The organism is Stenotrophomonas sp. YJH_SMC_105-26, assembly GCF_059368915.1.
The window spans coordinates 1-23,690 of the sequence record NZ_JCAFSD010000011.1 but is presented as its reverse complement, the minus strand read 5'-3'; the positions used below and the strand labels follow the sequence as shown (position 1 = coordinate 23,690).

The window sequence follows — 23,690 nt, the reverse complement described above, 5'->3', positions numbered from 1 at the left end:
GGATCTACTCCATACCACGGATGGCGTGAACCACAGTAGATCCACGCCATGCGTGGATGGGTTGCCTGACGCTACGGATCCACGAGCGTGCCGACGCTCAGCTCCGGCATCCACACCCACAGGTCGTACGCCCGTTCCGCATGGGTATCGCCCCGCAGCCGCGGGGCCACCTGCTCTGGAAGTGGCCGCGCCATGCAACGGTCCGCGCACGCCCACGCCTGGCCACGCAGCGCACCCAACCGCACGCTGTAGATATCCAGGTCCCGCAGCTGGGAGGCCATCGGCCGCCTCTGCATTTCCGGCGGCATACCTTCCGGCCGCCGCAGCATGGCGTGGACATTGCCAGTCAGCACCAGCATGCGTGCATTGTCTGGCAACCCTCGATAGAGCCGTCGCAATTCGGCTGCCATGAAGTCATCGCGCGCCTGGTTGCCGCCACTGCTGGCATTGACGTCATAGCCAACCACTTCGATCACGCGCCCCTGCGCCTTCAGCACACGCAGGCCTTCGATCATCGCCAGCATGTCGCGGCTGCGGCGACCATCATGCTGGTCATCGCGCACGGTCCAGAACGCGCGGCCGCGCAGGTGCCGGCGCGCCGCGGCCCCGCCATCGGATTCCAGATAGTCGCGCAGCACAGGGTTCTCGGCGTGTGGCAGTTCCAGCGCCAGCAGGACCGGCGCGCCATTGCGGCTGTAGTCGTCCACCAGCTGCCGCACCAGCAGTGGCGTCTCGCGTGTGCCGTGGAATTCGCCCAGCACCAGCATGCGATGGCCAGCGGCGTATTGGCGGATCTGCGCGGTAGTGTCGTCGGCATGCGCGGTCACGGCCATGCCCAGCGCCAGCATCAGCGCGGTGGTCCAACGGAAGAACGAATGCATCCCTGCTGCTTCCTTTCCCTGGGGTCAGGAACAGCAATGGCGACGCCGAGACGGCGGTTCAAGGTGATCCACGTCATGCGAGGATGTCCGCGCGATCAGGTGGGGTCAGAGCCCCTTCGGGGATCCGACCCCGAGGTCACAGCCAGGGCAGGATCCAGTGGTCCACCAGCAGGAAGGCAAACAGCGCCATCAGGTAGACGATGGAGTAATAGAACATCTTCATCGAGAACAGCTCGTCCGGCGGGTTCAGCATGCGCCAGGCGTACCAGAGGAACACGGCGTTGAGCACGATCGCGCCGCCCAGGTAGAACGCACCACTCATGCCCACTAGGTATGGCAACAGGCAGACCAGCGCCAGCACCACCGAATACACCATGATCTGCTTGCGGGTGTGCGCCACGCCGTGGGTCACCGGCAGCATCGGGATCTCCGCCTTGGCGTAATCCTCGCGGCGGAAGATCGCCAGCGCCCAGAAGTGCGGCGGGGTCCAGATGAAGATGATCAGCACCAGCAGCGACGAGTACGCCCAGTCCGACGAACCCTGCATGCCGGTCACTGCGGCCCAGCCCAGCATCGGCGGCATCGCGCCGGCCAGGCCACCGATGACGATGTTCTGCGAGGTCGCACGCTTGAGGTACACGGTGTAGATCACCGCGTAGCCGATCAGCGAGGCGAAGGTCAGCACTGCGGTGATCAGGTTCACCCACAGCACCAGGAGGGTCATCGACAGCACGATCAGCACGCCGGCAAACACCAGCACCTGCCACGGCTTGACCTTGCCCACCACCAGCGGGCGCCACGAGGTGCGCGCCATCTGCGCATCGATGTGCGCGTCCAGCAGCTGGTTGATGGCGGCCGCGGCCGAGGCCGCCAGCCAGATGCCGAGGAAGCCGAGCAGGCCGGCGCGCACCTGCTCCCAGCTCGGCACGCCGGGGATGGCCAGGACCATGCCGACCAGGGCGGTGAAGACGATCAGGGCGACGACCTTGGGCTTGGTCAGGTCCCAGTACTGGCGGTAATTGGAAAACATGGAATCAGTCCGGGGCACGCAGGCGGGCCAGCAGGCTGACCAGTACGAACAACAGGGCAACGGCCACGCCGTTGTGGGCCACCGCCACTTCCAGCGGCAGCGCCAGCTTCACGTTGAGGATGCCGAGCGTGACCTGCAGCACCAGCAGCGCGATCAGCGCGCTGGCCCAGCCACGCATGCTCGGCAACCGGAACAGGCGCACGCCAAGCCACAGCAGGTAGACGGCCACCACCACCGCGAACAGGCGGTGCGCCATCTGGATGGCGATGCGCGAAGCGCCATCCAGCACACCGCCTTCGTAATCCACGCCGATGCCGCGCCACAGGGTGAAGCCTTCGACGAAGTTGTGCTGCGGCCACCACTGGTTGGCGCAGCGCGGGAAGTTGTCCAGCGAGGCGCTGCCACCGCCGCAGGCGAGTGCGGCGTAGTTGGCGCTGACCCAACCACCCAGCGCGATCTGGGTAACCAGCACCGCCACGCCGATGCGCATCAGCCACTTCAGCTTCGGCGCTTCAGCCAGGGTGATCGGCATGTGCGTCGCGCGCCAGGCCATCCACACCAGCAGGCCGAACATCAGCATGCCGCCCAGCAGATGGCCCATCACCACGATGGGTTTGAGCAGCAGGGTCACCGTCCACATGCCCAGCAGGGCCTGGAAGATCACCACCGCCAAGGTCAGCAGCGCCGCACGTGCGAGATCGATGTTGCTCCAGCGCAGCGCGGCGATCAGCAGGATCGCCTCGCCGGTCAAGGCCAGGGCACTGGCGGTGCCGTGCCAGCCCATCATGTACAGCGGTATGCCGGCGGCCACCAGCACGCAGGCGGTCACCACCGCCGTGCTTCCGAATCGCCGCTTGCGCGTTGCCAGCAGCGCCAGGGTCAGGATCTCGATGCCCAGCGCGCCGGCCAGGAAGCGATGCACCTGTTCTCGCCAGGCCTTGTGGGTCTCCAGCGGGCGGATCTCCGCCGCCGGGTGGCCGATGGTCTCTTCCACGTGCTGCGGCCAGGTGGCCTGGCCATAGCAGGTCGGCCAGTCCGGGCAGCTCAGGCCGGCATCGGACAGGCGCACGAAGGCGCCGAACATGATCGTGCTCGCGGTCATGATCATGGCGAACCACGCCAGGCGGTGGAAATTGCGGTGCAGCGCCGGACGCGCGGAAAGGCTCATCAAACGGGACTCACTTCAGTTTCAGCAACGTGGCCATGTCCTTGCGCAGGCCACCGAGGTCGGAACCCGGGGCATGGCGCATGATCACGAAGCCGTTCGGATCGATCACGTAGACCGGCAGTCCCGCCGGATCGTCGACGCCCGGCAACGCCGCGCGCAGGGCTGGCGACGGAGCCAGCGGCCGCAGCGCGGGCAGCGAGGCGATCGACGCCGGTGGCGTACCCAGCCACAGGATCTCGACATTATCGGCGTTATGGCCGAACAGCTGCCACACCTTGCCCAGTCCCTGCGACAAAGTGACGCACTGCGCGTCGCAGGCACCGGCCGGCGCCACCAGCAGGCGCCAGGTACGGGCCTCGGGGTTCCAGGGGTAGGACTGGCCGCTGGCCAGGGTCGGCGCCTGCTGGCGCAGGTCCACCGGCGGCTTCAGCAGCTGGCCGGCATTGCGGTGCCCGGTCGGCTGCCAGCCGGAGAAGCGCAGCACGGCGGCCAGTGCCATCGCCCCGAAGAACACGGCAAACAGCAGCACCAGGGTCCGGCGGCCGGAACCGCGCGCCTGCGGGGACGTAGCAGTGTTCATGCGGGGCATTTTCTCATGGTTGGGTAGGGGATGCCGGTAGTGCCGGCCGCTGGCCGGCATCCAGGATTGCGGGGGTTGCCGGCCAACGGCCGGCACTACCGGGTAATCACGCGCCTCCGCCGCCGCTCCAGCACCACGGCCACCACCAGCACGGTCAGTGCCAGCCCGAACCACTGCACGGCGTAGCCCAGGTGGCGCTGAGGCGGCAGCGTGTTCGGCAGCAGGTCCAGATCGCGCTCGTCGCCAAAGGGCAGCGCCGGGTCCAGCCTCAGCACGCGGTCGGGTAGCGCCTGCAGCCCCAGCGCGCGCGCCAGCCCGTCGTCCGGCAACCGGCTGGCCAGCCAGCGCCCGGCCTCACCGGTAGCAGAGAACGCCGGGCCCAGTAGCAGTCCCGCCGATGGTGGCGGCGCGAGCAGCCCGCGCACGGCCACCGGCGAAGGCGGCGACGGCACCTCCGGAAGCGTGCGATCCGGCGGCAGCGCACGCCAACCGAGGTCGACCAGCAGCACGCTGCCGTCGTCACTGCGGAAGGGGCGATAGATCTTCACGCCAGCGCGGCCATGCCGGATCTGGTTGTCCAGCAGTACCACGCCGGGCAGGAAGCGACCGTGGTCGGCCACGCCGTGCAACGCGCCGGGCGCCGCCAGGGCCTCCGACAGCGGCAACGCCTGTGCCACGGCTGGACCCTGTGCATCCAACATTGCCTGTTTGGCATGCATGCGCTGCAGCTGCCACAGCCCCAATGCGGTGAATCCGGCCATCGCCAGCACGGCCAGCAACCATCCGAACACGCGCGTGTGCTGGCGCATCATGACAAGTCCGCGCAAACGCGGTCAGATAGGCACATCCACCCTGCCCTCGAGCCGCGCATGAGTGATTCGCTGAAGACCCTGCTGGTAATCGCGTTTCTGATCGTCATCGTCTGGAATCTGGGCGCCGGCCTGTACTACCTGCTGGTCGACCGCGGCCAGACCAAGCGCACGGTCAATGCACTGACGCGCCGCATCGCGGTGTCGGTAGCGTTGATCCTGCTGGTGATCGTGAGCATCTACATGGGCTGGATCAAACCACACGGCATCGGCGGCTGAGACCACCGATGCGCGCCTGATCAAAGCACGTAGACGAACAGGAACAGCATCAGCCACACCACGTCGACGAAGTGCCAGTACCACGCGGCGGCTTCGAAACCGAAATGGTTGTCGCGGGTGAAGTGTCCCTTGGCCGAACGCAGCCACATCACGATCAGCATGATCGTGCCCAGCAGCACGTGCGCGCCGTGGAAGCCGGTCAGCATGAAGAACGTCGACCCGTAGATGCCGGAGCCGAGCGTCAGGTTCAGTTCCTTGTAGGCATGGATGTACTCCTCTGCCTGCAGGGTCAGGAAGCCCAGGCCGAGCACCACGGTCAGGCCCAGCCAGATCAGCAGCTGGCGGCGGTTGCCGGCCTTCAGTGCGTGGTGGGCGATGGTCAGGGTCACGCCGGAGGTCAACAGGATCAGCGTATTGATCAGTGGCAGGCCCCAGGCCGGGATGGTCTGGAACGCGCCACCGATCGCCGCCGGGCCATTGGTCGGCCATCCGGCGGAATAGCCCTGCCAGAGCAGCTCGTTGGTCATGACCCCACGGCCTTCGCCACTGAGCCACGACAGGCCCAGGTTGCGGGTGTAGAACAGCGCGCCGAAGAACGCGCCGAAGAACATCACCTCGGAGAAGATGAACCAGATCATCCCCATCCGGAATGATCCGTCGACCTGGTGGTTGTAGTTGCCGGCCTGCGATTCGCGCACCACGTCGCTGAACCACCAGAACAGGGTCAGCACCAGCATCGCGATGCCGATGTAGAACGTCCAGCGTCCCCAGCTGGCATCGTTGAGCCAGCTGGCCACGCCCACCATGGTCACCATCATGGCGATGGAACCCACGAACGGCCATTTGCTCTGGGCCGGGACGAAGTACACGTTGGCGTCGGTCGGTGTCTGGGCCATGTCGGTATCCGGGTCAGGGTGCGGCGTGCGCGCCGTCCGAGGTGGCGGCCGGAGCCAGCCGATCGGACAGCGCGTCGTTGCGGTAGAAGGTGTAGGACAAGGTGATCGTCCTGATCTCCGGCGGCAGGTCCGGATCGACGATGAAGCGCACCGGCATGTCGCGCTTCTCGCCGGCCTGCAGCGTCTGCGCGGTGAAACAGAAGCACTCGGTCTTGCTGAAGAAGCCCGACGCACGCGCCGGTGCCACCGAAGGCACCGCGCTGCCGACCACGGCAGCTGCGCTGTCGTTGCGGGCGAAGTACAGCGCCTCGTTGAGCTCGCCGGGCACCACGTCCATGGTCAGCTGCTCAGGATGGAACGACCACGGCAGTCGCGAATTGACGCCGCCATCGAACTCCACCCGCACGGTGCGCTTGCCGGCCGCGGCACCTGCGCTGGCTTCGCCACCGGGACCGCGTTCCAGGCGCACGCCGAACACCTTCTCGCAGGCGATGCGGTATAGCGGCACCAGTGAGAACGTCAGCAGGAACACCGCCACCGCCACGCCGATCAGGCGCGGCAGCCCGGCACTGCGTGACGGTGTGCTGGCCGGTGCCTCGCTCATCGGCCGATCACCCCGCTGAGGATGAAGCCGACGTAGACCAGCACAGCGATGGCGCCGACCCACATCGCCGTGCGCTTCGCACGCTGGCGCTGCTGCTCGATGCTTCCGCCCTGGTAGAGCCGACCGCTGGTCGGCTGCTTCTCATCCGCCGAGCATGGCTCGGCTCTACAGGTCTGCAGCGGGCTCTCGTTATGCATGCCCCACCTCAATGCGTGATGTCGTCATGCGCCAGATCCCCCGGGCGGATGGTCGGCGGGGTGGTGAAGGTGTGCGCCGGTGCCGGCGACGGCAGCGTCCATTCCAGGCCGCGTGCACCCTCCCAGGAACGCGCTTCGGCCTTCTCGCCGTTGCGCAGCGAGGACAGCAGGATCGCGGCCATCATGAACGGGGTGACGAACATGCCGAACGCACCGATCGAGCTGATCAGGTTCCAGTCGGCAAACGCCACGCTGTAATCGGGAATGCGGCGCGGCATGCCGGCCAGGCCGAGGAAGTGCTGCGGGAAGAACAGCAGGTTGACGAACACGATCGACCACCAGAAGTGCACCTTGGCCCACTTCTCGCTGTACATGCGCCCGGTCCACTTCGGCCACCAGTAGTACACCGCGGCGATCAGCGCGAACACCGCACCAGTCACCAGCACGTAGTGGAAGTGCGCGACCACGAAGTAGGTGTCGTGGTACTGGAAGTCGGCGGCCACGATGGCCAGCATCAGGCCGGAGAAGCCACCGATGGTGAACAGGATGACGAAGGCCACCGACCACAGCATCGGTGCCTCGAACGTCAGCGAGCCACGCCACATGGTGCTGACCCAGTTGAACACCTTCACGCCGGTCGGGATCGAGATCAGCATGGTGGCGAACATGAAATAGATCTCGCCGCCCAGCGGCATGCCCACGGTGAACATGTGGTGGGCCCAGACGATGAACGACAGGAACGCGATCGCCGCGGTGGCGTACACCATCGCCTGGTAGCCGAACAGCGGCTTGCGGCTGAAGGTCGGGATGATCTCGCTGACCACGCCGAAGGCGGGCAGGATCATGATGTAGACCTCGGGGTGCCCGAAGAACCAGAAGATGTGCTGGTACATCACCGGGTCACCGCCACCGGCGGCGTTGAAGAAGCTGGTGCCGAAGAACTTGTCGGTCAGCAGCATGGTCACCGCACCGGCCAGCACCGGCATCACCGCGATCAGCAGGAACGCGGTGATCAGCCAGGCCCAGCAGAAGATCGGCATTTTCAGCAGGTCGATGCCCGGCGCACGCATGTTCAGCACGGTGGCGATGATGTTGATCGCACCCATGATCGAACTGATGCCGGCCACATGGATCGCGAACACGCTGAAGGCCACGTTGTAGCCGCCCTGCAGCGACAGCGGCGGATACAGCGTCCAGCCACCAGCCGGCGCACCACCGGGCAGGAACAGGGTCAGCAGCAGCAGGCTGAAGGCCACCGGCAGCAACCAGAACGACCAGTTGTTCATGCGCGGCAGCGCCATGTCCGGCGCGCCGATCTGCAGCGGGATCATCCAGTTGGCGAGGCCGACGAAGGCCGGCATCACGCCACCGAAGATCATCACCAGCGCATGCACGGTGGTCATCTGGTTGAAGAACTCGGGCTTGACGAACTGCAGGCCGGGCTGTGCCAGCTCGGCGCGGATCACCACGCTCATCGCCGCGCCGATGATGAACATGATGAAGCTGAAACCCAGGTACAGCGTGCCGATGTCCTTGTGGTTGGTCGAGAAGAACCAACGCTCGAAGAAACTCTGCTGGTGATGGTGATCGTCGTGCCCAACTGCCGAGTGCGCCATTGCAAAACACCTCTCAGAATCGGTTGTCACCACGGCCGCGGGCGGCCGCGGGCTTTACATCACGCGCCGCTGGCTGCAGTGGCAGGTGCGCTGGCCGCTTCTGCAGCAGCAGGCGCAGCCGGCGCCTCGCCCGCCGGTGCAGCCGGTTCGGCAGGTGCCGCAGGCGTGGCCGGCGCGGCAGCCGGCGCCGGCTTGCGCTGCGCCAGCCACTGTTTGAATTCCTCCTTGGACACCGCCTCGACCACGATCGGCATGAAGCCGTGGTCCTTTCCGCACAGCTCGGCGCACTGGCCGCGGTACACGCCAGGCTGCTCGATGCTGGTCCAGGCTTCGTTGATGAAGCCGGGAATGGCATCCTGCTTCCAGCCCAGCGCCGGCACCCACCAGGCGTGGATCACGTCGTCGGAGGTGATGACGAAGCGCACCTTGGTGTCGACCGGCAGCACCAGCCGGTTGTCGACATCCAGCAGGTAGTGCGGATGGCTTTCACGGGTCGGCACGATGCCACTTTGCCGCACGCGGTCGGACTCGCGGTCCAGGCGGCTGGTGAAGGTGACGTTCTCGCCGAGGTATTCGTACTTCCACATCCACTGGTAGCCGGTGACCTTGACCGTCATCTCGGCATCGCGGGTGTCGTACATCTTGATCAGGTTGGCCGTGGCCGGCCACGCCATCACGATCAGGATGATCACCGGGATCACCGTCCAGATGATCTCGGCCTTGGTGTTGTGGCTGAAGGTGGCGGCGACTGCCCCCTTGGATTTGCGGAACTTGAAGATGGCGTAGGCCATCGCGCCGAACACGATGACGCCGATCACCGTGCAGATGATCAACGAGAGATTGTTCGATTCCCAGGCCAGGCGCGAGGTCTGGGTCACCCCCTTGCCCATGTTCAGCTGCCACGGCTTGGGATCGGCCGCCTGGGCCCAGGCCAACGCCGGCATCAGTCCCCCGGCCACCATGGCGGTGACCGCTGCAACGCACTTCGTGCCCCACCTGCTGCTTTGCTTCATTGCCTAGACCCTTAGCGTCGTCGGTTGCCGCCATCGCTGGCGGCGAGCAAGCTTTCAAGTGTCTCTGCGAGCGTCTGACGTTCGGCCGGCGCGAGGAAACTCCCCACCTCCACCTGCCGGCCGCTGGATGCCAGCCGGACCCTCTCATCGCCGGTGAGCAGGCGCACCCAGTGGGGGTGGGCCCGGAACACCGGCGATCCACCGGGTACGGGGATGACCTCCACGTACGCCGGCACTACCCGGATCTCCTCCTGCCGTTCACCGCTGCGCCACAAGGCACGCAGTGCCGCCGCCAGCACCAGGCTGTACAGCAGCGCGAACAGGGGGGCGAATGCATTGCCGGCCAACCACCCGAGGGCGGACACCAGCCACATCGCACCCGACAACACGGTGAACAACAGGACGAACTGCCGGGCATCGAGCGCCCGTGGGGGACGCAGCCGCAGCTGCGTACCTGACCCATCCGGAGCTGGAAGCACCTCGATCATGTCGCAACCGCGTTCCTGCCGCGGGAAACGTCTCGATGGTAGCCCCGCCCTCTCGCCGGTAGCAAGGGTGCATTCACACTTTTTCCCATGCTGCAACACAGCATGGGGTCGGCGGCGCGAATGCCGAATTCAGCACAAATATTGCCGGGCTTGCTGAACACGCTGAATACACCACCGTTAGGGGCTATCAGCCCTTCACGAAGGTGGCTGTGGGGCACTTCCGCAACCCGCAAAAATGATTAAAATCGCCAAGTTTTCCATTGGTCGGACCGGCATGAACGCACCTTCCTCCTCCCCTGCCGCCAGCGACGCCCAGCGTCCCGGCGTGCTGCTGTCGCCGGAACTGCCGGCGCCCCCCAACCCGTTCCGCCAGGCCATCACCGATGCCTGGTTGAAGGACGAGGCCAGCCACGTCCGCGAGCTGCTGGCGCAGGCCCGGCTGCCGGCCGACGAGCAGGCCAGGGTGCAGGCGCTGGCCGCCGACCTGGTCGGCCGCGTGCGCGTGCGTGCCAAGGACCAGGGCGCGATCGAAGCCTTCATGCGCCAGTACGACCTGGGCAGCGAAGAAGGCGTGCTGCTGATGTGCGTGGCCGAAGCGCTGCTGCGCATTCCGGACCAGGACACCGCCGACAAGCTGATCCGCGACAAGCTGGCCGATGCCGACTGGGAAAAGCACCTGGGCGGCAGCGACTCGGTGCTGGTCAACGCCTCCACCTGGGGCCTGATGCTGACCGGCAAGCTGGTACAGATGAACGACGCCACCCGCGCCGATGCGCCCAGCGCGTTCAAGCGCCTGGTCGGCCGCGTCGGTGAGCCGGTGGTGCGCCTGGCCGTGCGCCAGGCGATGAAGATCATGGGCCACCAGTTCGTCATGGGCCGCACCATCAGCGAGGCGCTGTCGCGCTCGCACAAGGGCGACAACGCGAACTACCGCTACTCCTTCGACATGCTGGGCGAAGGCGCGCTGACCATGAAGGACGCGCTGCGCTACCTGGAAGACTACCGTCGCGCGATCCACGCCATCGGCGGTGATCACAAGGCCCGCGGCGGCCGCCCGGATGGCGACGTCAACAACGCACCGGGCATCTCGATCAAGCTGTCGGCGCTGTACCCGCGCTACGAGCACGCCAAGCGCGAGCGCGTGCTGAAGGACCTGGTGCCGGGCGTGCTGGAGCTGGCGCAGCTGGCCAAGAGCTACGGCATCGGCTGCACCGTCGACGCCGAAGAGTCCGACCGCCTGGAACTGTCGCTGGACATCATCGAGCAGGTGTTCTCCGACGCCTCGCTGGCCGGCTGGGACGGCTTCGGCGTGGTCGTGCAGGCCTACCAGAAGCGCACGCCGTACACGATCGACCACCTGGCCGACATGGCGCGCCGCGCCGGTCGCCGCCTGCAGGTGCGCCTGGTCAAGGGCGCCTATTGGGATGCCGAGATCAAGCGCGCGCAGATCGAAGGCTATCCGGGCTACCCGGTGTTCACCCGCAAGCAGAACACCGACGTGTCCTACCTGGCATGCGCCAAGCGCCTGTTCACCCATGCCGACGCGATCTACCCGATGTTCGCCACGCACAACGCGCACACCATCGCTGCGGTGCGCAGCATCGCCAACGGTGGCGTGTACGAGCACCAGAAGCTGCACGGCATGGGCGATGACCTGTACGCCGAAGTGGTGCCGGCCGATCGCCTGGGCCTGCCCTGCCGCGTGTACGCCCCGGTCGGTTCGCATGAAGACCTGCTGCCGTACCTGGTGCGCCGCCTGCTGGAAAACGGCGCCAACTCCAGCTTCGTCAACCGCATCACCGATGAGCGCGTGCCGATCGCCGACCTGATCCGCGATCCGGTCGAGATGGTCGCCTCGTTCGCTTCGATTCCGCATCCCAAGATCCCGCTGCCGGTAGACCTGCTGCGCAGCCAGAACCACGACAGGAAGAACTCCATGGGCGCCAACCTCGCCAACGACAACGAACTGCGCGCCCTCGCCGAGCAGCTCAACGCGGCCGTGAAGCCGTGGCAGGCCGCCCCGCTGGTGCCGGGTGCGAACCCGGCCGGCGCCTCGCTGCCGGTGACCAACCCGGCCGACACCCGCGAAGTGGTCGGCCAGTGGCTGGCCGCCGATGCCGCCACCGTGCAGAAGGCGCTGGCGAATGCCGTAGCCGCGCAGCCGGCCTGGAACCGCACCCCGGCCGCCAGCCGCGCCGCCATCCTCGAGCACGCCGCCGACCAGCTGGAAGCGCGCATGCCGGAGTTCATGGCGCTGTGCGTGAAGGAAGCCGGCAAGAGCCTGCCCGACAGCATCGCCGAAGTGCGCGAAGCCGAGGACTTCCTGCGCTACTACGCCAAGCAGGCGCGCGAGCAGTTCAGCCACGCCGAGAAGCTGCCCAGCCCGACCGGTGAGTCCAACGAGCTGCAGCTGCACGGCCGCGGCGTGTTCGTCTGCATCAGCCCGTGGAACTTCCCGCTGGCGATCTTCCTGGGCCAGGTCGCTGCTGCACTGGCCGCCGGCAACAGCGTCATCGCCAAGCCGGCCGAACAGACCAACCTGATCGGCTACTACGCGGTGAAGCTGCTGCACGAAGCTGGCGTGCCGGCCGAGGTGGTGCAGTACCTGCCGGGCGACGGCGCCACCGTCGGTGCCGCACTGACCGCCGACCCGCGCGTGGCCGGCGCGGCCTTCACCGGCTCCACCGACACCGCACGTGCGATCAACCGCGCCATGGCCGCGCGTGACGCCGCCATCGGTGTGCTGATCGCCGAGACCGGCGGCCAGAATGCCTTCATCGCCGACTCCTCGGCGCTGCCGGAACAGCTGGTCAAGGACGCGATCGGTTCGGCCTTCACCTCCGCCGGCCAGCGTTGCTCGGCCGCGCGCGTGCTGTTCGTGCAGGACGACATCGCCGACAAGGTGATGACCATGCTGGCCGGCGCGATGAAGGAACTGAAGGTCGGCAACCCGGGCCTGCTGTCCACCGACGTCGGCCCGGTGATCGACGCCGACGCGCTGAAGATCCTGCAGGACCACGCCGAGCGCATGGACCGCGAAGCGCGCCTGATCGCGGCCGCCGAGCTGTCCGCCGAAGCGGCCAATGGCACCTTCTTCGCACCGCGCGCGTATGAACTGAAGGACCTGGGCCAGCTGCACAAGGAAATCTTCGGGCCGGTCCTGCACGTGATCCGCTGGAAGGGCGACCAGCTCGACGCGGTGATCGACCAGATCAATGCCACCGGCTACGGCCTGACCCTGGGCGTGCATTCGCGCATCGACGAGACCGTTGATCGCATCAGCAACGGCGTCCACGTCGGCAACGTCTACGTCAACCGCAACCAGATCGGCGCGGTGGTCGGCGTGCAGCCGTTCGGCGGCCAGGGCCTGTCCGGCACCGGCCCGAAGGCCGGCGGCCCGCACTACCTGCTGCGCTTCGCTACCGAAAAGACGGTGACGGTGAACACCACAGCCGCCGGCGGCAACGCCTCGCTGCTGACCCTGGGCGACTGATCGCCTGCTTGATGCAGTAAACAAAAAACCCCGCGAACGCGGGGTTTTTTGTGCTTTGCTTCCTGTAGAGGCGGGCCCACGCTCGGCTTTCCTGGCTGTAGAGCCGAGCCCATGCTCGGCTTTTCTGGCGCAGCCGAGCGTGGGCTCGGCTCTACAGAGGCAAGGCCACACTGAACCGATTGTCCGCCCGCTTCGCCAGCTCGCCCTGCACGCGTGCGATGCGCGTCTCCAGATCGCCTTCCAGCAGCACATGCTCGACACCCTCTGCCTGCAGCTGCTCCAGGTACCACGCATGCTGCTGCGTCCGGAAGGCTTCGCCCACGCGCGTGCCATCCTGGTCAAACGGAATATCCGGCGCGCACAGGAACAGCAGGTCGTAGCGTCGTCGTGCCGCTTGCCTCAGCGGCTGCGGCGCGGTGCCAAACATCCAGCCGCTGTAGCCCAGCGTCACCAGCGGCGTGGTATCGCAGAACAGCCAGCGCTGCGCACGCCGCACAGCCTCGTCTTCGTGCTGTGGCTGTGTCATTGCGATGCGCAGCAGGTCGCCCGGCGTCAGCTCTCCGCCTCGCTGCTCCCACAGCGTGCGGCCATACTCCGGCACCCAGACGGTCTGCAGACGCTCGGCCAGCACGCGGGCCAGCGTGGTCTTGCCGCTGGACTCGCCACCGATGAAGGCCACGCGCTGTACATGGTCGGCATACACCTGCGGTGCGAGCCCATGGCGATGCGCATGCGGATCGGTGCGCAGCTGGGTGCCGCAGGCCTGCCCGACATCCAATGCGCGTTCGAGCCGCTCATGGCGTACCGGCGCACCGAAGTGCGTGGCCAGCGCCTGCGCGAAGCCGTCACCGTAGTCCTCACCGGTGTACACCGCCTGCACCGGCCCACCGAACAGGCTCAGGCACAGCCAAGCGGTAAAGTCACGCTGCACCTGTTCGTCATCACTGTCCTGCGGCAGCGCTCGCACTGGCAAGCCATGCTGCGTGCACAATGCGGCCAGTCGCGCGTCGTCAAGCACCGCTACCGTGGCCTGCGGGAAACGCGCACGCAGCCAGCGCTCGCGGCGCGCAGCGCTGTAGCCGACAAAGCCCGGCTGCGACCAGCCGATCACCAGCAGCTGCTGGCAGCGCGTGGCGGCGAAGTCGATCAGTCGTTCATGGCCGCGATGCAGCGGGCAGAACTTGCCCACCACCAGGCCGCGTGCAACGCGCTCAGGCAGCGGCATCGGCCGCCCTGGCCTCGTCCCGCATCAGGTGCCGCCAATGGCGCAAGGCGACCAGCGCGTTGATCCAGAAGCTCACATACAGGATCGAGGTCAGGTGCAGGCCACGGCTGTAGTAGAGCGGCACCGCAACGGTGTTCACCAGCAGCCATACCCACCACGATTCCAGCTTGCGTCGCATCATCAGGATCTGCGCGATCACACTCAACACCAGCACCGCCGAATCGATGTACGGCGCATAGGCATTGGTCAGGCGGGTCAGCATCCAGCCGTAGCCGAACGTGGCCACTACCGCCAGCGGCGCCAGCCAGGCCCAGGCGCGCGGCCGCAATGAAGTGATCGGCAACGGCGCGCCATGGTCACCACGCAGCCACTGCCACCAGCCCAGCACGCTGATGGCGATGAAGAAGAACTGCAGCACCATGTCCGCATACAGATGCGATCGTTCGAACACGGCAGCAAACAAGGCGCAGCCGACGATGCCCAGCCACCAGGTGTGCACGTTGTTGCGGCCGGCCAGCAGGATCGAGCCGGCGACGGCGATGTTGGCAGCCAGCTCCAGCTGGAAGTTCGGATCGGACAGGTTCATGTCGCTATTGTCGTGGATCCGTGCGCTGCGTGGACGCCCCGGCCCGTCCCCACAAAAAGAAAGGCCCCGCTTGCGCGGGGCCTCCTTCGTACTGCTCCAGGCAATCGCCCGAATCAGAACTTGTACTGCATCGACGCCGCCAGCACGTCGCCGCTGACCTTGTACTTGCCGGTCACGGTGTTGCCGGTGTCCGAGGTCGAGGTGATGTTCGGATCCTTGGTGAACAGGTGGGTGTAGCCCACGCTGTATTCCATCTTGTCCGAAGCGGCGTAGGTCATGCCCAGCGACAGCCACTTGCGGGTGGTGTCCGGCACGCGCACGTCGCGGTGGGCATCGGTGGTCGGGGTCTGGTCATAGGCCAGGCCGCCGCGCAGGGTCAGCTTGTCGTTCACGCGGAAATCGGTACCGATCGACGCGAAGGTGGTGTCACGGTAGTGGAACGGCAGCACGCTGTCCGGCTGGTTGGAGTCGTAATCGACGACGACCTGGTCGAACTTGCTCCACGCGGTGCGCGTGACTTCAGCCATGATCTGCCACTGGTCGTTCACACGGTGGGTGAAGCCCACGGTGGCGCTGGCCGGCAGGGTGATGGTCGCGCGACCGTTGCTGTCGATGAAGGTACCCGGGGCAGCAGTGGCCAGGAAGGCCGCCGCATTCTGCGGGATGGTGAAATCGGCCTTGCCGTCGGTGATCTTGTGCTCGACCTTCGAGCGGTAGCTGAACGCGATGTTGGTGCCTTCCACCGGGGTGACCGTCATGCCCAGGGTGTAGCCGACCGACACTTCATCGCCCTTGATGCGCAGGTAGCCATCGGCGGTGCCCGGCGAGAAGCCGAGCTGGGCGGCCTGGCGTGCAGCGGCCTGCGAGGCCGCCGCAGCCTGGGCTGCGGTGCCGCCGGCAGCCAACACACGCGCCGCAGCGGTGCGCTGGGCAGTGGCGTTGATCGCGGTGCCGGTGTCGACAGCACTGGTCAGGTCGACGTTCAGGCGCTCGGCGAACACCGACGCACCGAACGACAGGTACGGGTTGACGTCATAGGAGAACGCCACGCCCAGGTCGATGGCCTGCAGCTCGGTCTTGACGCCGTTGTAGCGGCCGACCCAGTCGCGGTCGTATTCGGTCTTGAAGCCGAACGGCACGGTCAGCGAAGCACCGAAGTGCATGTTGTCGTTCTCGCCGAACGGCACGTGGAAGTACGCGGCCGGAACCGGGGCGATCATGCCGGCGTCGCCGCCGTTGCCACCGGAAATCGGCGCGCCGTTGGCGTACTTGCCCTGGCCGCGGAACTTGGCGCCGAAGCTGATGGCGCTGACGTCGCCCTGGACCAGGGTGCCGTCGAGCAGGCGCATGGACGCCGGGTTGGTAGCGATGACCGAGGCGTCACCTTCGGTCGAGGTGGAGCCGGCGAACGCGCGGCCCAGGCCCTTGGCGCTGTTTTCCTTCAGCTGGAAGGCGGCAGCATTGGCATCGGCGGCGGCCAGCGCACCGGCAACGCCGACGGCCAGCAGGGTCAGTCGGGCAATGGTGGAAGCGGTTTGCATCGTAGTTCTCTCTCCGGTAAGCGGTGATGGTGCTCTGAGTGCGCCTGCGCCCGCCGGGTCCTGGGACCCATCGGAGCGCGCCGGATTCCCCTCCCGACATACGACGCCGTATGCGAGTATTACCCAGAGCTGTTAATGAAACAATAACAGCGCAGGCGGTTTTTTCGTCTCAAAAGCTGAACAGGACCGTCCCCACCGAACGTGGCCGCACGCTAGGCTATTGGCATGTTCGTCTCCCTCCCGTCGCGCAAGAAGGCGGCCCTGCGCTGGGCCACGCCCGTGCTGTTCGCGTCATTGTGGCTGGCATTCCTGTGGTCGATCTCGCGCCCGGACGATGCCCGCGGCAGTCTCTGGCTGGACTGGGGCGCCCTGTCCACCGGCCTGACCCGTCCGCTGGACTGGTGGGCGACCCTGCAGGACGGCAGCGTGCTGCGCCTGTTCACTGCGCTGTTCCTGCACGCCGACTGGTCGCACCTGCTGGGCAACCTGGTGTTCCTGCTGATCTTCGGCCTCCCCGCCGAGCGGGTGCTGGGACCCTGGCGGTTGCTGCTGCTGTTCCTCGTGGGCGGCGCGGTGTCCAACCTGGTGGCGATCTACACCATGGGCAGCCCGGACCAGATCATCATCGGCGCCAGCGGCGCGGTGTCGGCGCTGATCGGCGCCTATCTGGCCCTGTTCCCCGGTGCCCGGCTGGGCGTGGTGATCCCGCTGGGCCTGTTCCTGGAGTTCGTGCGCGCCCCGGCCTACCTGCTGATCGGCGTCTGGGCCGCGCTGCAGGTGGTGTTCGCCCATATCGGCCCCAGCTTCGGCATGGTGGCCTGGTGGGCGCACATCGGCGGCTTCGTGTTCGGCGTGGTGTATGGCGTGTACGTGCGCGCCGCGATCGCGCGCCGCCTGCGCAAGCGGCACGGATTCTGACCCCTGGTAGTGCCGGCCGCTGGCCGGCTCCACGCTCACCCGCTCGTTCGTTGCGTCGAGCGTGCCCGACTCCGTCATTGATATGGGTCTATTCCGTCCGCGATGACACCGAAAGGGTCACTCGCGACTGATCACCAGGGTGTTGTGGTGGGTGTCGAACAGCAGCGCAGAGCCGCCATCCAGCACCACGAAATACTCGAAGAACGGCAACTCGCCAAGCAACGGAATCAGTTCACTTGCCTGTAGAGTCCAGATCGGCCACGGCAATGCGCACTCATCTGACGCTACCAGAAGCATTTCACCGTTCACTCCCGCCAGCAGTTCAGCCAGGCAGGAAAGGCCTTCATCGCTACTGTCGTATTGGATCGTCTGATCAGCCGACGCCTTGCTTGCCCACCAATAGACAAAGCGCGGATCGATTCCATGGCGGCAGGCCAGGGATTCCAACAGGGCGGCGGCCCGGTTAGGTGGCAGCGGATCACGACCAAGCAGTTGGCTGATCGTAGTCGCTAGGTTCGAATCGTCCATGGGCCGATTCTATCGGGCGACGCCCCGGCCGCGTCGCCTTCCGGATGAGCAGGCTGTTCGCCGGGCACAGTCCGGCGCTACCGTCAGGGCTTGGCCGGGGCCGGTGCGGGCTTTGCTTCGGGCTTGCCCCCTGCCTTCGATTCGACCTTCGGATCCGTCTTTGCTTCCGGCTTCGCCGCAGCGGCCTTCGCGGCCTTGGCCGCATCCGCCTTGGCGGCCTCGGCCTTCAACCGTGCGGCCACCGAGCCTGGGTTCTTCAGCTCGGCCAGCGCGTCGTTGATCGGGCCATCGCCCGGCAGCACCGCACCGGCGTGGTAGCCCTCCGTGCCTTCGTCATCGCCGCGCAGATGGCCCGGCAGGGTCGCTTCGCTGTAGTCGCTCAGGCTGGCTGGCAGTGCATCCTCGGCCGGCGTGGCGGCGGGCTTCAGTTCGACGTCCGGCACGATGCCGGTGGCCTGGATCGACTTGCCGCTGGGCGTGTAATAGCGCGCGGTGGTCAGCTTCACCGAATCACCGTTGTCCAGCGGCAGAACGGTCTGCACCGAGCCCTTGCCGAAGGTACGGCTGCCAACCACGCGCGCACGCTTGTTGTCGCGCAGCGCGCCGGCCAGGACTTCCGATGCACTGGCCGAACCGGCATCGGCCAGCACGACCACCGGTGCGCCCTTCAGCAGGTCGCCCGGGGTCGCGTCGAATCGTGCATCGCTGATGCTGATGCGGCCACGGGTGCTGACGATGTTGCCCTTGTCGAGCAGATCATCGGCCACCTGCACGGCAGCGGTCAGCAGGCCACCCGGGTTGCTGCGCAGGTCCAGCACCAGGCCCTTGAGCTGGCCACCGGACTGCTTCTGCAGCTGCTGCACGTGCTTCTGGAAGTCCGAACCGGTATCGGCCTGGAAGGTGCTCAGGCGGATGTAGCCATAGCCGGGTTCCAGCAGGCGGCTGCGCACGCTGGTCACGCGGATGGTCTGGCGGGTGAGGCTCACGTCGAACGGCTTGGGCTTGCCTTCGCGCACGATGGTCAGCACCACCTTGCTGCCGGCCGGGCCGCGCAGCGGCTCGCTGGCATCGATCGCACTGATCGGCTTGCCGTCGATGGCGATGATCAGGTCACCAGCGAGGATGCCGGCCTTGGCCGCCGGGGTGTCGTCGATCGGCGCGATCACCTTCATGCTGGCGTTGTCCGGCTGCTGCTGCAGCTCCACGCCGATGCCCTCGTAGGCACCATTGGCCTGCTCGTCGAAGGCCTGCGCGTCTTCCTTGTTGAAGTAGGTGCTGTGCGGATCGAGGTCGAGCAGCAGGCCACGCACGGCCGACTGCATCAGCTTCTTGTCATCGACCGGATCGACATAGGCGGCGCGCACCGCGTTGTACACGGCCACGAAACGGCGGATGTCCTCCAGCGGCACCTTCGAGGTCACCGCCTCCTCGCTGTTCGCTGCCTGCCCGCTGGTTTCCTGGCTCGGGGCGGGCGCGGTCTGCTGCGCCCAGGACAGCGCTGGCAACAGGGCCAGCAAGAGGGTGGCGGTACGGGCTGCGCGCATGGATCACTCCTGTCGACGTTGGCATCGTGCCCAAGGCACATGCACCGATTATGCGCGAAGCACAGCTAAATTCCCGTTGAATCCAACCCGCATCCGGCAGGCCTGGATTCAGCGCCGCTGCAGCCAGCTGTCCGGGTTGACCGGCTGCCCGCCACGGCGCAGCTCGAAGTACAGCGCGGTGACGCCCTGGCCACCGGAATTGCCGACCTTGGCCACCGCATCACCGCGGCTGACCCGTGCGCCGGCATCCTTCAGCAGGGTGTCGTTGTGGGCATACAGGCTCATGTAGCCATTGCCGTGGTCGACGATCAGGATCATGCCGTAGCCGGTCATCCAGTCGGAGAACACCACGGTGCCGTCGGCCACGGCCGTGACGGTGCTGCCGGCCGGCGCGCCGATCAGCACGCCGCTGCTGGTACGGCCATCGGGCAGCTTGCCGCCATAGCGGGCCAGCAGGTTGCCGGACAACGGCCAACCCAGGCCGCCGACCTTCGGTGCCGGTGCCGACGCCACCGCAGGTGGAACCTTGGTTGCCGGCGGCGGTGGCCGGCCCTGTGCGGCCGCCTGGCGTGCGGCCCGCTCGGCAGCGGCCTTTTCGGCAGCAGCTCGACGTGCCGCCGCGCGACGCTCGGCTTCGGCCCGGGCGGCAGCGGCACGCAGATTGGCCAGCAGCGTTTCCAGCGCCTTGGCATCCTGGCCCAGTGCCTGTTCCTTCTCGCGCCGGTCCTTGAAGCGTTCGTCGAGCGAGGCCACGGTCTGCGCGCGGTCACGCCGGTCGGCCGCCAGCGCCGCTGCCTGCTGCTTCTGGTCCTGCTGCGCCCCCTGCAGCTTCTGCTTGCGCTCGGCGATCTGCGCCTGCAGCGCTTCCAGTTCCTTCAGGTCGGCGGTGAGCGTGGTGATGCGCTGCGCTCGTTCGCGCTGCAGGTAACGATGGTAGGCCAGGGCGCGATTGGCATCGGCCACCGTGTCCTGCGACAGCAGCAGCTTCAGCGGTGCGTGATTGCCAAGCTGATACGCCGCGCGCAGCAGGCCGGCCAGTTCGCGGTGCTGCTGGGCCAGGTTGGTTTGCAGGCTGCTGCGGCGCTGCTCGGCCTGGGCCAGGGCCTGGGCCTGCTCGCGCAGCGCCGCTTCGGTCTGCGCAAGCGCACGGCCGGTGCGTGCCACCTTCTCGTCGGCCTCGCGCAGCTGTTGCGATGCCTGGCCACGCTGCCCTTCGATCTGCCGTCGCTCCTGCGCCACGCCCTTCAGCTCGGTACGCAGCTTCTGCAGCTTGCGCTCGGTCTCGCGGGTGGTCTGCGCAGCACCCGGCAGGGGCAGGGCCAGCGCCACAGCCAGCCCCAGCAGCAGCCAGCGCCCGCCGCGTACGGCGGCGATGTGATGTCGGCGTGATGGGAAGGCGTTGTCGCGCAAGGGCTTTCCAGTGACTTCAGGCAGTTGCGGGGGGTACCGGGGAATGGTGACATCTCCGCACGCGGCCTGCCAGCCGCACATCCATCGAGGTTCCCATGAAAACTCTATCCATTCCGCTGCTGTTGGGCGTACTGCTGGTCACCGGGCCAGTCTGCGCCCAGGAGAACATCAGCAAGGTCAACGGCAGCATCAGCGCCGAACCCGGCCAACGCTACGGCAAGCTGGACACCGTCAACGGCGGCATCCGCGTCGGCGAAGGCGTCGAGACCGGAAGCATCGACACCGTCAACGGCGGGGTGAAGGTTGCCGACCGCGCACGCACCGGCAAGATCGAAACGGTCAACGGCGGTGTCCGCCTGGGTCGCGAAGTGATCGCCAGCGGTGGCGTCAGCACCGTCAACGGCAGCATCTTCACTGATCGCGGCAGCCAGATCGAAGGCGGCGTCGAGACCGTGAACGGCGGCATCGGCCTGGTCGAGAGCCGCGTCGGCAAAGACGTCGAGACCGTCAACGGTGACATCACCGTCGGCATCGGTTCGCAGGTCAACGGCGGCGTGCATGTGCGCAAGCCGAACTTCAGTGTCTCGCTCACCGCCAGCCGCAAGCCGCGCGTGATCATCGGCCCCAACGCGGTCGTCAGTGGGCCGCTGCAGTTCGAGCGCGAGGTGGTGCTGTACGTGCATCGCACCGCACGCATCGGCCCGGTCACCGGGGCCGAGCCGATCCCGTTCGATACCGAAACCGCGCCGGCCGACTGAACCCGTCGCACCCGCCGCTTCGGTGATACTCGCGTTTACCGGTCGCGCATGAGATGCGACCGCCCTTTGTTCTCCAGGAATCGACGATGCCCCGCAAACTCCTCCTGTGCCTGGCCGCCGCGGCCGCGCTCAGTGCCTGCAAAGGCGAATCCACGCCGGCTGCCACGCCGCCCACCGATACCGCTGCCGCGAAGCCGGCCGCCCATCAGTTCTCACCGGAGATCAACGCCGGCGACTTCGCCGAGATGGTCAAGACCCTGGCTTCGGATGAGTTCGAAGGCCGCGCCCCGGGCAGCAAGGGCGAAGAACTGACGGTCAACTACATCCGCGACCAGATGCAGCGCATCGGCCTGCAGCCCGGCAACGGCGACAGCTGGTTCCAGGATGTGCCGATGACCGAGACCACGGCCGACGAATCGACCGTGCTGAAGATCACCCAGGGCGGCAAGACCACCGAACTGAAGTTCGGCACCGACATGGTGGTCGGCACCCGTACCGGCCAGGCCGAAGTGAAGGTCGATGCCAGCGACCTGGTGTTCGTCGGCTATGGCGTCGATGCGCCGGAGCAGAAGTGGAACGACTACGCCGGTCAGGACTGGAAGGGCAAGACGGTCGTGATGTTCGTCAACGACCCGGGCTTCCACGTCGACGACGCGAAGCTGTTCGACGGCAAGCGCATGACCTACTACGGCCGCTGGACCTACAAGTTCGAGGAGGCCGCCCGCAAGGGCGCCGCCGCCGCGCTGATCGTGCACGACACCGCCGGCGCGTCCTACGGCTGGGACGTGGTGAAGAATTCCTGGGCTGGCCCGCAGTACGACCTGCCCGCCAAGGATGACCCGGAAGCGCGCATCCCGGTACAGGGCTGGCTGAGCGCCGACGCGGCCAAGGCGCTGTTCGCCGGTGCCGGCCTGGACCTCGCCCAGGCCTACAAGGACGCCAGCAAGCGCGGTTTCAAGCCAGTGCCGCTGAAGGCCACCGCTGCGGTCGACCTGAAGAGCCAGATCGCACAGAAGCAGTCGCGCAACGTGGTCGGCGTGCTGCCGGGCAGCAAGCGCGCTGACGAGGCCGTCCTGTACATGGCGCACTGGGACCACCTGGGCAAGCATGAGGGTGAGACCGGCGACAACATCTACAACGGCGCGGTCGACAACGCCACCGGCGTGGCTGGCATTCTCGAAGTGGCCGAAGCCATGGCCCACCGGGAGCCGAAGCCGGAGCGTTCGGTGGTGTTCCTGGCGGTGACCCTGGAAGAGTCCGGCCTGCTGGGTTCCAAGTACTACGTCGCCCACCCGACCTTCCCGCTGGACAAGATCGCCGGCGTGATCAACATCGATGCGATGTCGGTGGCCGGCCGTGCCAAGGACGTGACCGTCACCGGCTTCGGCAGCTCGGAGCTGGAGGACATCCTCAAGCCGCTGGCCGCCGCCCAGGACCGCACCCTGCACGGTGAGACCTCGGTACAGAGCGGCTTCTACTTCCGCTCCGATCACTTCAACTTCGCAAAGGCGGGTGTGCCGGCCCTGTACGCCGATGGCGGCGAAGACCTGCGCGAGGGTGGCGTGGAAGCGGGCCGCAAGGCGGCGGCGGACTACGGCGCCAACCGTTACCACGGCCCGAAGGACGAGTTCGACGCCGCCACCTGGAAGCTGGACGGCACCGTCGAAGACCTGCAGCTGATGTACGGCGTGGGCAAGGAACTGGCCGGTGGCGATCGTTGGCCGAACTGGTATGCAGGCAATCCGTTCAAGGCAGCCCGCGACGCGATGATGAAGGACAAGGCCCCGGCCAAGTAAAGTCGGGCCATGCTCGACTGAGCACTGTTGAGAGCAGAGCGGCGCCCCACGGGGCGCCGCTTTTCTTTTGCGTACCGTCGGCGGCTCATCCACGGTTGGTGTGGATCTGCCGGTAGTGCCGGCCGCTGGCCGGCAATCGATTGGTAGCGGCCAACTCTGGTTGGCGCCATGCTCCTCGCGGAGCACTTACGCATGGCGTGGATCTTATCTCTTGCCGATCTGGCACCTTGGGTGCCGAGAGCCCGGCGTGGGCGACCGTGTGGATCCAGGTCTTGCGACCGAGAAGTAGCTTGGGTCCCCACGCCGGATTCTCCCTGAACCGCCCGAACA

Annotated in this window: 22 protein-coding genes; 5 read left to right on the top strand and 17 right to left on the bottom strand. The window is 66.8% G+C overall.

Annotated features, from left to right (window positions below; translation table 11 throughout):
- Nucleotides 1–71 precede the first annotated feature (71 nt).
- The 5 genes from AC5P7F_RS18795 to AC5P7F_RS18775 form a co-directional block, all read right to left on the bottom strand.
- Entirely contained in the window at nt 72–881 is an 810-nt protein-coding gene (locus AC5P7F_RS18795; protein WP_164077710.1) for a calcium-binding protein, read from the bottom strand.
- Between the two features lie 136 nt (nt 882–1,017).
- Nucleotides 1,018–1,911, bottom strand: a complete 894-nt coding sequence (gene cyoE, locus AC5P7F_RS18790) for a heme o synthase (RefSeq protein ID WP_032957764.1) — start codon at nt 1,909–1,911, stop codon at nt 1,018–1,020.
- Nucleotides 1,912–1,915: 4 nt separating this feature from the next.
- The gene (locus AC5P7F_RS18785; protein ID WP_041863006.1) at nt 1,916–3,079 is read right to left on the bottom strand and encodes a COX15/CtaA family protein; all 1,164 of its coding nucleotides are present in this window, start codon (nt 3,077–3,079) and stop codon (nt 1,916–1,918) included.
- Nucleotides 3,080–3,089: 10 nt separating this feature from the next.
- Nucleotides 3,090–3,659 (bottom strand): redox-active disulfide-containing membrane protein, encoded by a 570-nt coding sequence (locus AC5P7F_RS18780; protein WP_046428212.1) that lies wholly within the window; start codon nt 3,657–3,659, stop codon nt 3,090–3,092.
- Between the two features lie 95 nt (nt 3,660–3,754).
- A complete protein-coding gene (locus tag AC5P7F_RS18775; RefSeq protein ID WP_014645694.1) occupies nt 3,755–4,471 on the bottom strand; it encodes an SURF1 family protein in 717 nt (238 codons plus the stop codon).
- Nucleotides 4,472–4,528: 57 nt separating this feature from the next.
- Here AC5P7F_RS18775 and AC5P7F_RS18770 point away from each other — a divergent pair, with 57 nt between their 5' ends.
- Entirely contained in the window at nt 4,529–4,747 is a 219-nt protein-coding gene (locus AC5P7F_RS18770; RefSeq protein ID WP_005412025.1) for a twin transmembrane helix small protein, read from the top strand.
- A gap of 20 nt (nt 4,748–4,767) precedes the next feature.
- Here AC5P7F_RS18770 and AC5P7F_RS18765 read toward each other — a convergent pair whose 3' ends face one another.
- From AC5P7F_RS18765 to AC5P7F_RS18740, 6 genes are read right to left on the bottom strand one after another with little or no spacing between them, the layout of a single operon-like run.
- Nucleotides 4,768–5,643, bottom strand: coding sequence for a cytochrome c oxidase subunit 3 (locus AC5P7F_RS18765; RefSeq protein WP_005407793.1), 876 nt, complete (start codon nt 5,641–5,643; stop codon nt 4,768–4,770).
- A 13-nt stretch (nt 5,644–5,656) separates the two neighbouring features.
- Nucleotides 5,657–6,247 carry a cytochrome c oxidase assembly protein gene (locus tag AC5P7F_RS18760; protein ID WP_014645692.1) on the bottom strand — a complete coding sequence of 197 codons (591 nt, stop codon included), beginning with the start codon at nt 6,245–6,247 and terminating at the stop codon, nt 5,657–5,659.
- Nucleotides 6,244–6,444, bottom strand: a complete 201-nt coding sequence (locus AC5P7F_RS18755) for a hypothetical protein (RefSeq protein WP_049408388.1) — start codon at nt 6,442–6,444, stop codon at nt 6,244–6,246. Before AC5P7F_RS18755 ends, AC5P7F_RS18760 begins: the two co-directional genes overlap by 4 nt.
- Before the next feature lie 8 nt (nt 6,445–6,452).
- The gene (gene ctaD / locus AC5P7F_RS18750; RefSeq protein WP_004153896.1) at nt 6,453–8,060 is read right to left on the bottom strand and encodes a cytochrome c oxidase subunit I; all 1,608 of its coding nucleotides are present in this window, start codon (nt 8,058–8,060) and stop codon (nt 6,453–6,455) included.
- A 59-nt stretch (nt 8,061–8,119) separates the two neighbouring features.
- On the bottom strand, nt 8,120–9,073 hold the full coding sequence (gene coxB, locus AC5P7F_RS18745; RefSeq protein ID WP_041863004.1) for a cytochrome c oxidase subunit II: 954 nt from the start codon (nt 9,071–9,073) through the stop codon (nt 8,120–8,122).
- 11 nt (nt 9,074–9,084) lie between these two features.
- Nucleotides 9,085–9,561 carry a DUF2244 domain-containing protein gene (locus AC5P7F_RS18740; RefSeq protein WP_014645689.1) on the bottom strand — a complete coding sequence of 159 codons (477 nt, stop codon included), beginning with the start codon at nt 9,559–9,561 and terminating at the stop codon, nt 9,085–9,087.
- Between the two features lie 274 nt (nt 9,562–9,835).
- On the opposite strand from AC5P7F_RS18740, the gene putA reads away from it, so the two are divergent.
- The gene (gene putA, locus AC5P7F_RS18735; RefSeq protein WP_495204191.1) at nt 9,836–13,054 is read left to right on the top strand and encodes a bifunctional proline dehydrogenase/L-glutamate gamma-semialdehyde dehydrogenase PutA; all 3,219 of its coding nucleotides are present in this window, start codon (nt 9,836–9,838) and stop codon (nt 13,052–13,054) included.
- A 151-nt stretch (nt 13,055–13,205) separates the two neighbouring features.
- Here the strand turns inward: putA and AC5P7F_RS18730 are convergent, their stop codons facing one another.
- From AC5P7F_RS18730 to AC5P7F_RS18720, 3 genes are all read right to left on the bottom strand, one after another.
- A complete protein-coding gene (locus tag AC5P7F_RS18730) occupies nt 13,206–14,279 on the bottom strand; it encodes an AAA family ATPase (RefSeq protein WP_164077708.1) in 1,074 nt (357 codons plus the stop codon).
- Entirely contained in the window at nt 14,266–14,865 is a 600-nt protein-coding gene (gene pnuC / locus AC5P7F_RS18725; protein WP_164077707.1) for a nicotinamide riboside transporter PnuC, read from the bottom strand. Before pnuC ends, AC5P7F_RS18730 begins: the two co-directional genes overlap by 14 nt.
- 113 nt (nt 14,866–14,978) lie before the next feature.
- Nucleotides 14,979–16,406 (bottom strand): outer membrane protein transport protein, encoded by a 1,428-nt coding sequence (locus AC5P7F_RS18720; protein WP_049420304.1) that lies wholly within the window; start codon nt 16,404–16,406, stop codon nt 14,979–14,981.
- A gap of 225 nt (nt 16,407–16,631) precedes the next feature.
- Between AC5P7F_RS18720 and AC5P7F_RS18715 the strand changes: the two genes are divergently transcribed.
- Nucleotides 16,632–17,324: a rhomboid family intramembrane serine protease gene (locus AC5P7F_RS18715; protein ID WP_005414994.1), complete on the top strand. Its 693-nt coding sequence runs from the start codon at nt 16,632–16,634 to the stop codon at nt 17,322–17,324.
- A gap of 117 nt (nt 17,325–17,441) precedes the next feature.
- Here AC5P7F_RS18715 and AC5P7F_RS18710 read toward each other — a convergent pair whose 3' ends face one another.
- The 3 genes from AC5P7F_RS18710 to AC5P7F_RS18700 all read right to left on the bottom strand — a co-directional run bounded on the left by AC5P7F_RS18710 (nt 17,442) and on the right by AC5P7F_RS18700 (nt 20,806).
- Nucleotides 17,442–17,852, bottom strand: a complete 411-nt coding sequence (locus AC5P7F_RS18710; protein ID WP_164077706.1) for a hypothetical protein — start codon at nt 17,850–17,852, stop codon at nt 17,442–17,444.
- Between the two features lie 83 nt (nt 17,853–17,935).
- Entirely contained in the window at nt 17,936–19,396 is a 1,461-nt protein-coding gene (locus tag AC5P7F_RS18705; protein WP_164077705.1) for a S41 family peptidase, read from the bottom strand.
- A 108-nt stretch (nt 19,397–19,504) separates the two neighbouring features.
- Complete coding sequence (locus tag AC5P7F_RS18700; protein ID WP_014645683.1) at nt 19,505–20,806, bottom strand: murein hydrolase activator EnvC family protein; 1,302 nt, start codon at nt 20,804–20,806, stop codon at nt 19,505–19,507.
- 95 nt (nt 20,807–20,901) lie between these two features.
- Here AC5P7F_RS18700 and AC5P7F_RS18695 point away from each other — a divergent pair, with 95 nt between their 5' ends.
- Nucleotides 20,902–21,564: a DUF4097 family beta strand repeat-containing protein gene (locus AC5P7F_RS18695; protein WP_014645682.1), complete on the top strand. Its 663-nt coding sequence runs from the start codon at nt 20,902–20,904 to the stop codon at nt 21,562–21,564.
- An 86-nt stretch (nt 21,565–21,650) separates the two neighbouring features.
- Nucleotides 21,651–23,360, top strand: a complete 1,710-nt coding sequence (locus AC5P7F_RS18690; RefSeq protein WP_164077704.1) for a M20/M25/M40 family metallo-hydrolase — start codon at nt 21,651–21,653, stop codon at nt 23,358–23,360.
- Nucleotides 23,361–23,690 lie beyond the last annotated feature (330 nt).

Bases quoted from the DNA above. Each gene is read 5' to 3' on its own strand.
- AC5P7F_RS18795 (WP_164077710.1), bottom strand. From the start codon at position 881: ATGCATTCGTTCTTCCGTTGGACCACCGCGCTGATGCTGGCGCTGGGC.
- cyoE (WP_032957764.1), bottom strand. From the start codon at position 1,911: ATGTTTTCCAATTACCGCCAGTACTGGGACCTGACCAAGCCCAAGGTC.
- AC5P7F_RS18785 (WP_041863006.1), bottom strand. From the start codon at position 3,079: ATGAGCCTTTCCGCGCGTCCGGCGCTGCACCGCAATTTCCACCGCCTG.
- AC5P7F_RS18780 (WP_046428212.1), bottom strand. From the start codon at position 3,659: ATGAACACTGCTACGTCCCCGCAGGCGCGCGGTTCCGGCCGCCGGACC.
- AC5P7F_RS18775 (WP_014645694.1), bottom strand. From the start codon at position 4,471: ATGATGCGCCAGCACACGCGCGTGTTCGGATGGTTGCTGGCCGTGCTG.
- AC5P7F_RS18770 (WP_005412025.1), top strand. From the start codon at position 4,529: ATGAGTGATTCGCTGAAGACCCTGCTGGTAATCGCGTTTCTGATCGTC.
- AC5P7F_RS18765 (WP_005407793.1), bottom strand. From the start codon at position 5,643: ATGGCCCAGACACCGACCGACGCCAACGTGTACTTCGTCCCGGCCCAG.
- AC5P7F_RS18760 (WP_014645692.1), bottom strand. From the start codon at position 6,247: ATGAGCGAGGCACCGGCCAGCACACCGTCACGCAGTGCCGGGCTGCCG.
- AC5P7F_RS18755 (WP_049408388.1), bottom strand. From the start codon at position 6,444: ATGCATAACGAGAGCCCGCTGCAGACCTGTAGAGCCGAGCCATGCTCG.
- ctaD (WP_004153896.1), bottom strand. From the start codon at position 8,060: ATGGCGCACTCGGCAGTTGGGCACGACGATCACCATCACCAGCAGAGT.
- coxB (WP_041863004.1), bottom strand. From the start codon at position 9,073: ATGAAGCAAAGCAGCAGGTGGGGCACGAAGTGCGTTGCAGCGGTCACC.
- AC5P7F_RS18740 (WP_014645689.1), bottom strand. From the start codon at position 9,561: ATGATCGAGGTGCTTCCAGCTCCGGATGGGTCAGGTACGCAGCTGCGG.
- putA (WP_495204191.1), top strand. From the start codon at position 9,836: ATGAACGCACCTTCCTCCTCCCCTGCCGCCAGCGACGCCCAGCGTCCC.
- AC5P7F_RS18730 (WP_164077708.1), bottom strand. From the start codon at position 14,279: ATGCCGCTGCCTGAGCGCGTTGCACGCGGCCTGGTGGTGGGCAAGTTC.
- pnuC (WP_164077707.1), bottom strand. From the start codon at position 14,865: ATGAACCTGTCCGATCCGAACTTCCAGCTGGAGCTGGCTGCCAACATC.
- AC5P7F_RS18720 (WP_049420304.1), bottom strand. From the start codon at position 16,406: ATGCAAACCGCTTCCACCATTGCCCGACTGACCCTGCTGGCCGTCGGC.
- AC5P7F_RS18715 (WP_005414994.1), top strand. From the start codon at position 16,632: ATGTTCGTCTCCCTCCCGTCGCGCAAGAAGGCGGCCCTGCGCTGGGCC.
- AC5P7F_RS18710 (WP_164077706.1), bottom strand. From the start codon at position 17,852: ATGGACGATTCGAACCTAGCGACTACGATCAGCCAACTGCTTGGTCGT.
- AC5P7F_RS18705 (WP_164077705.1), bottom strand. From the start codon at position 19,396: ATGCGCGCAGCCCGTACCGCCACCCTCTTGCTGGCCCTGTTGCCAGCG.
- AC5P7F_RS18695 (WP_014645682.1), top strand. From the start codon at position 20,902: ATGAAAACTCTATCCATTCCGCTGCTGTTGGGCGTACTGCTGGTCACC.
- AC5P7F_RS18690 (WP_164077704.1), top strand. From the start codon at position 21,651: ATGCCCCGCAAACTCCTCCTGTGCCTGGCCGCCGCGGCCGCGCTCAGT.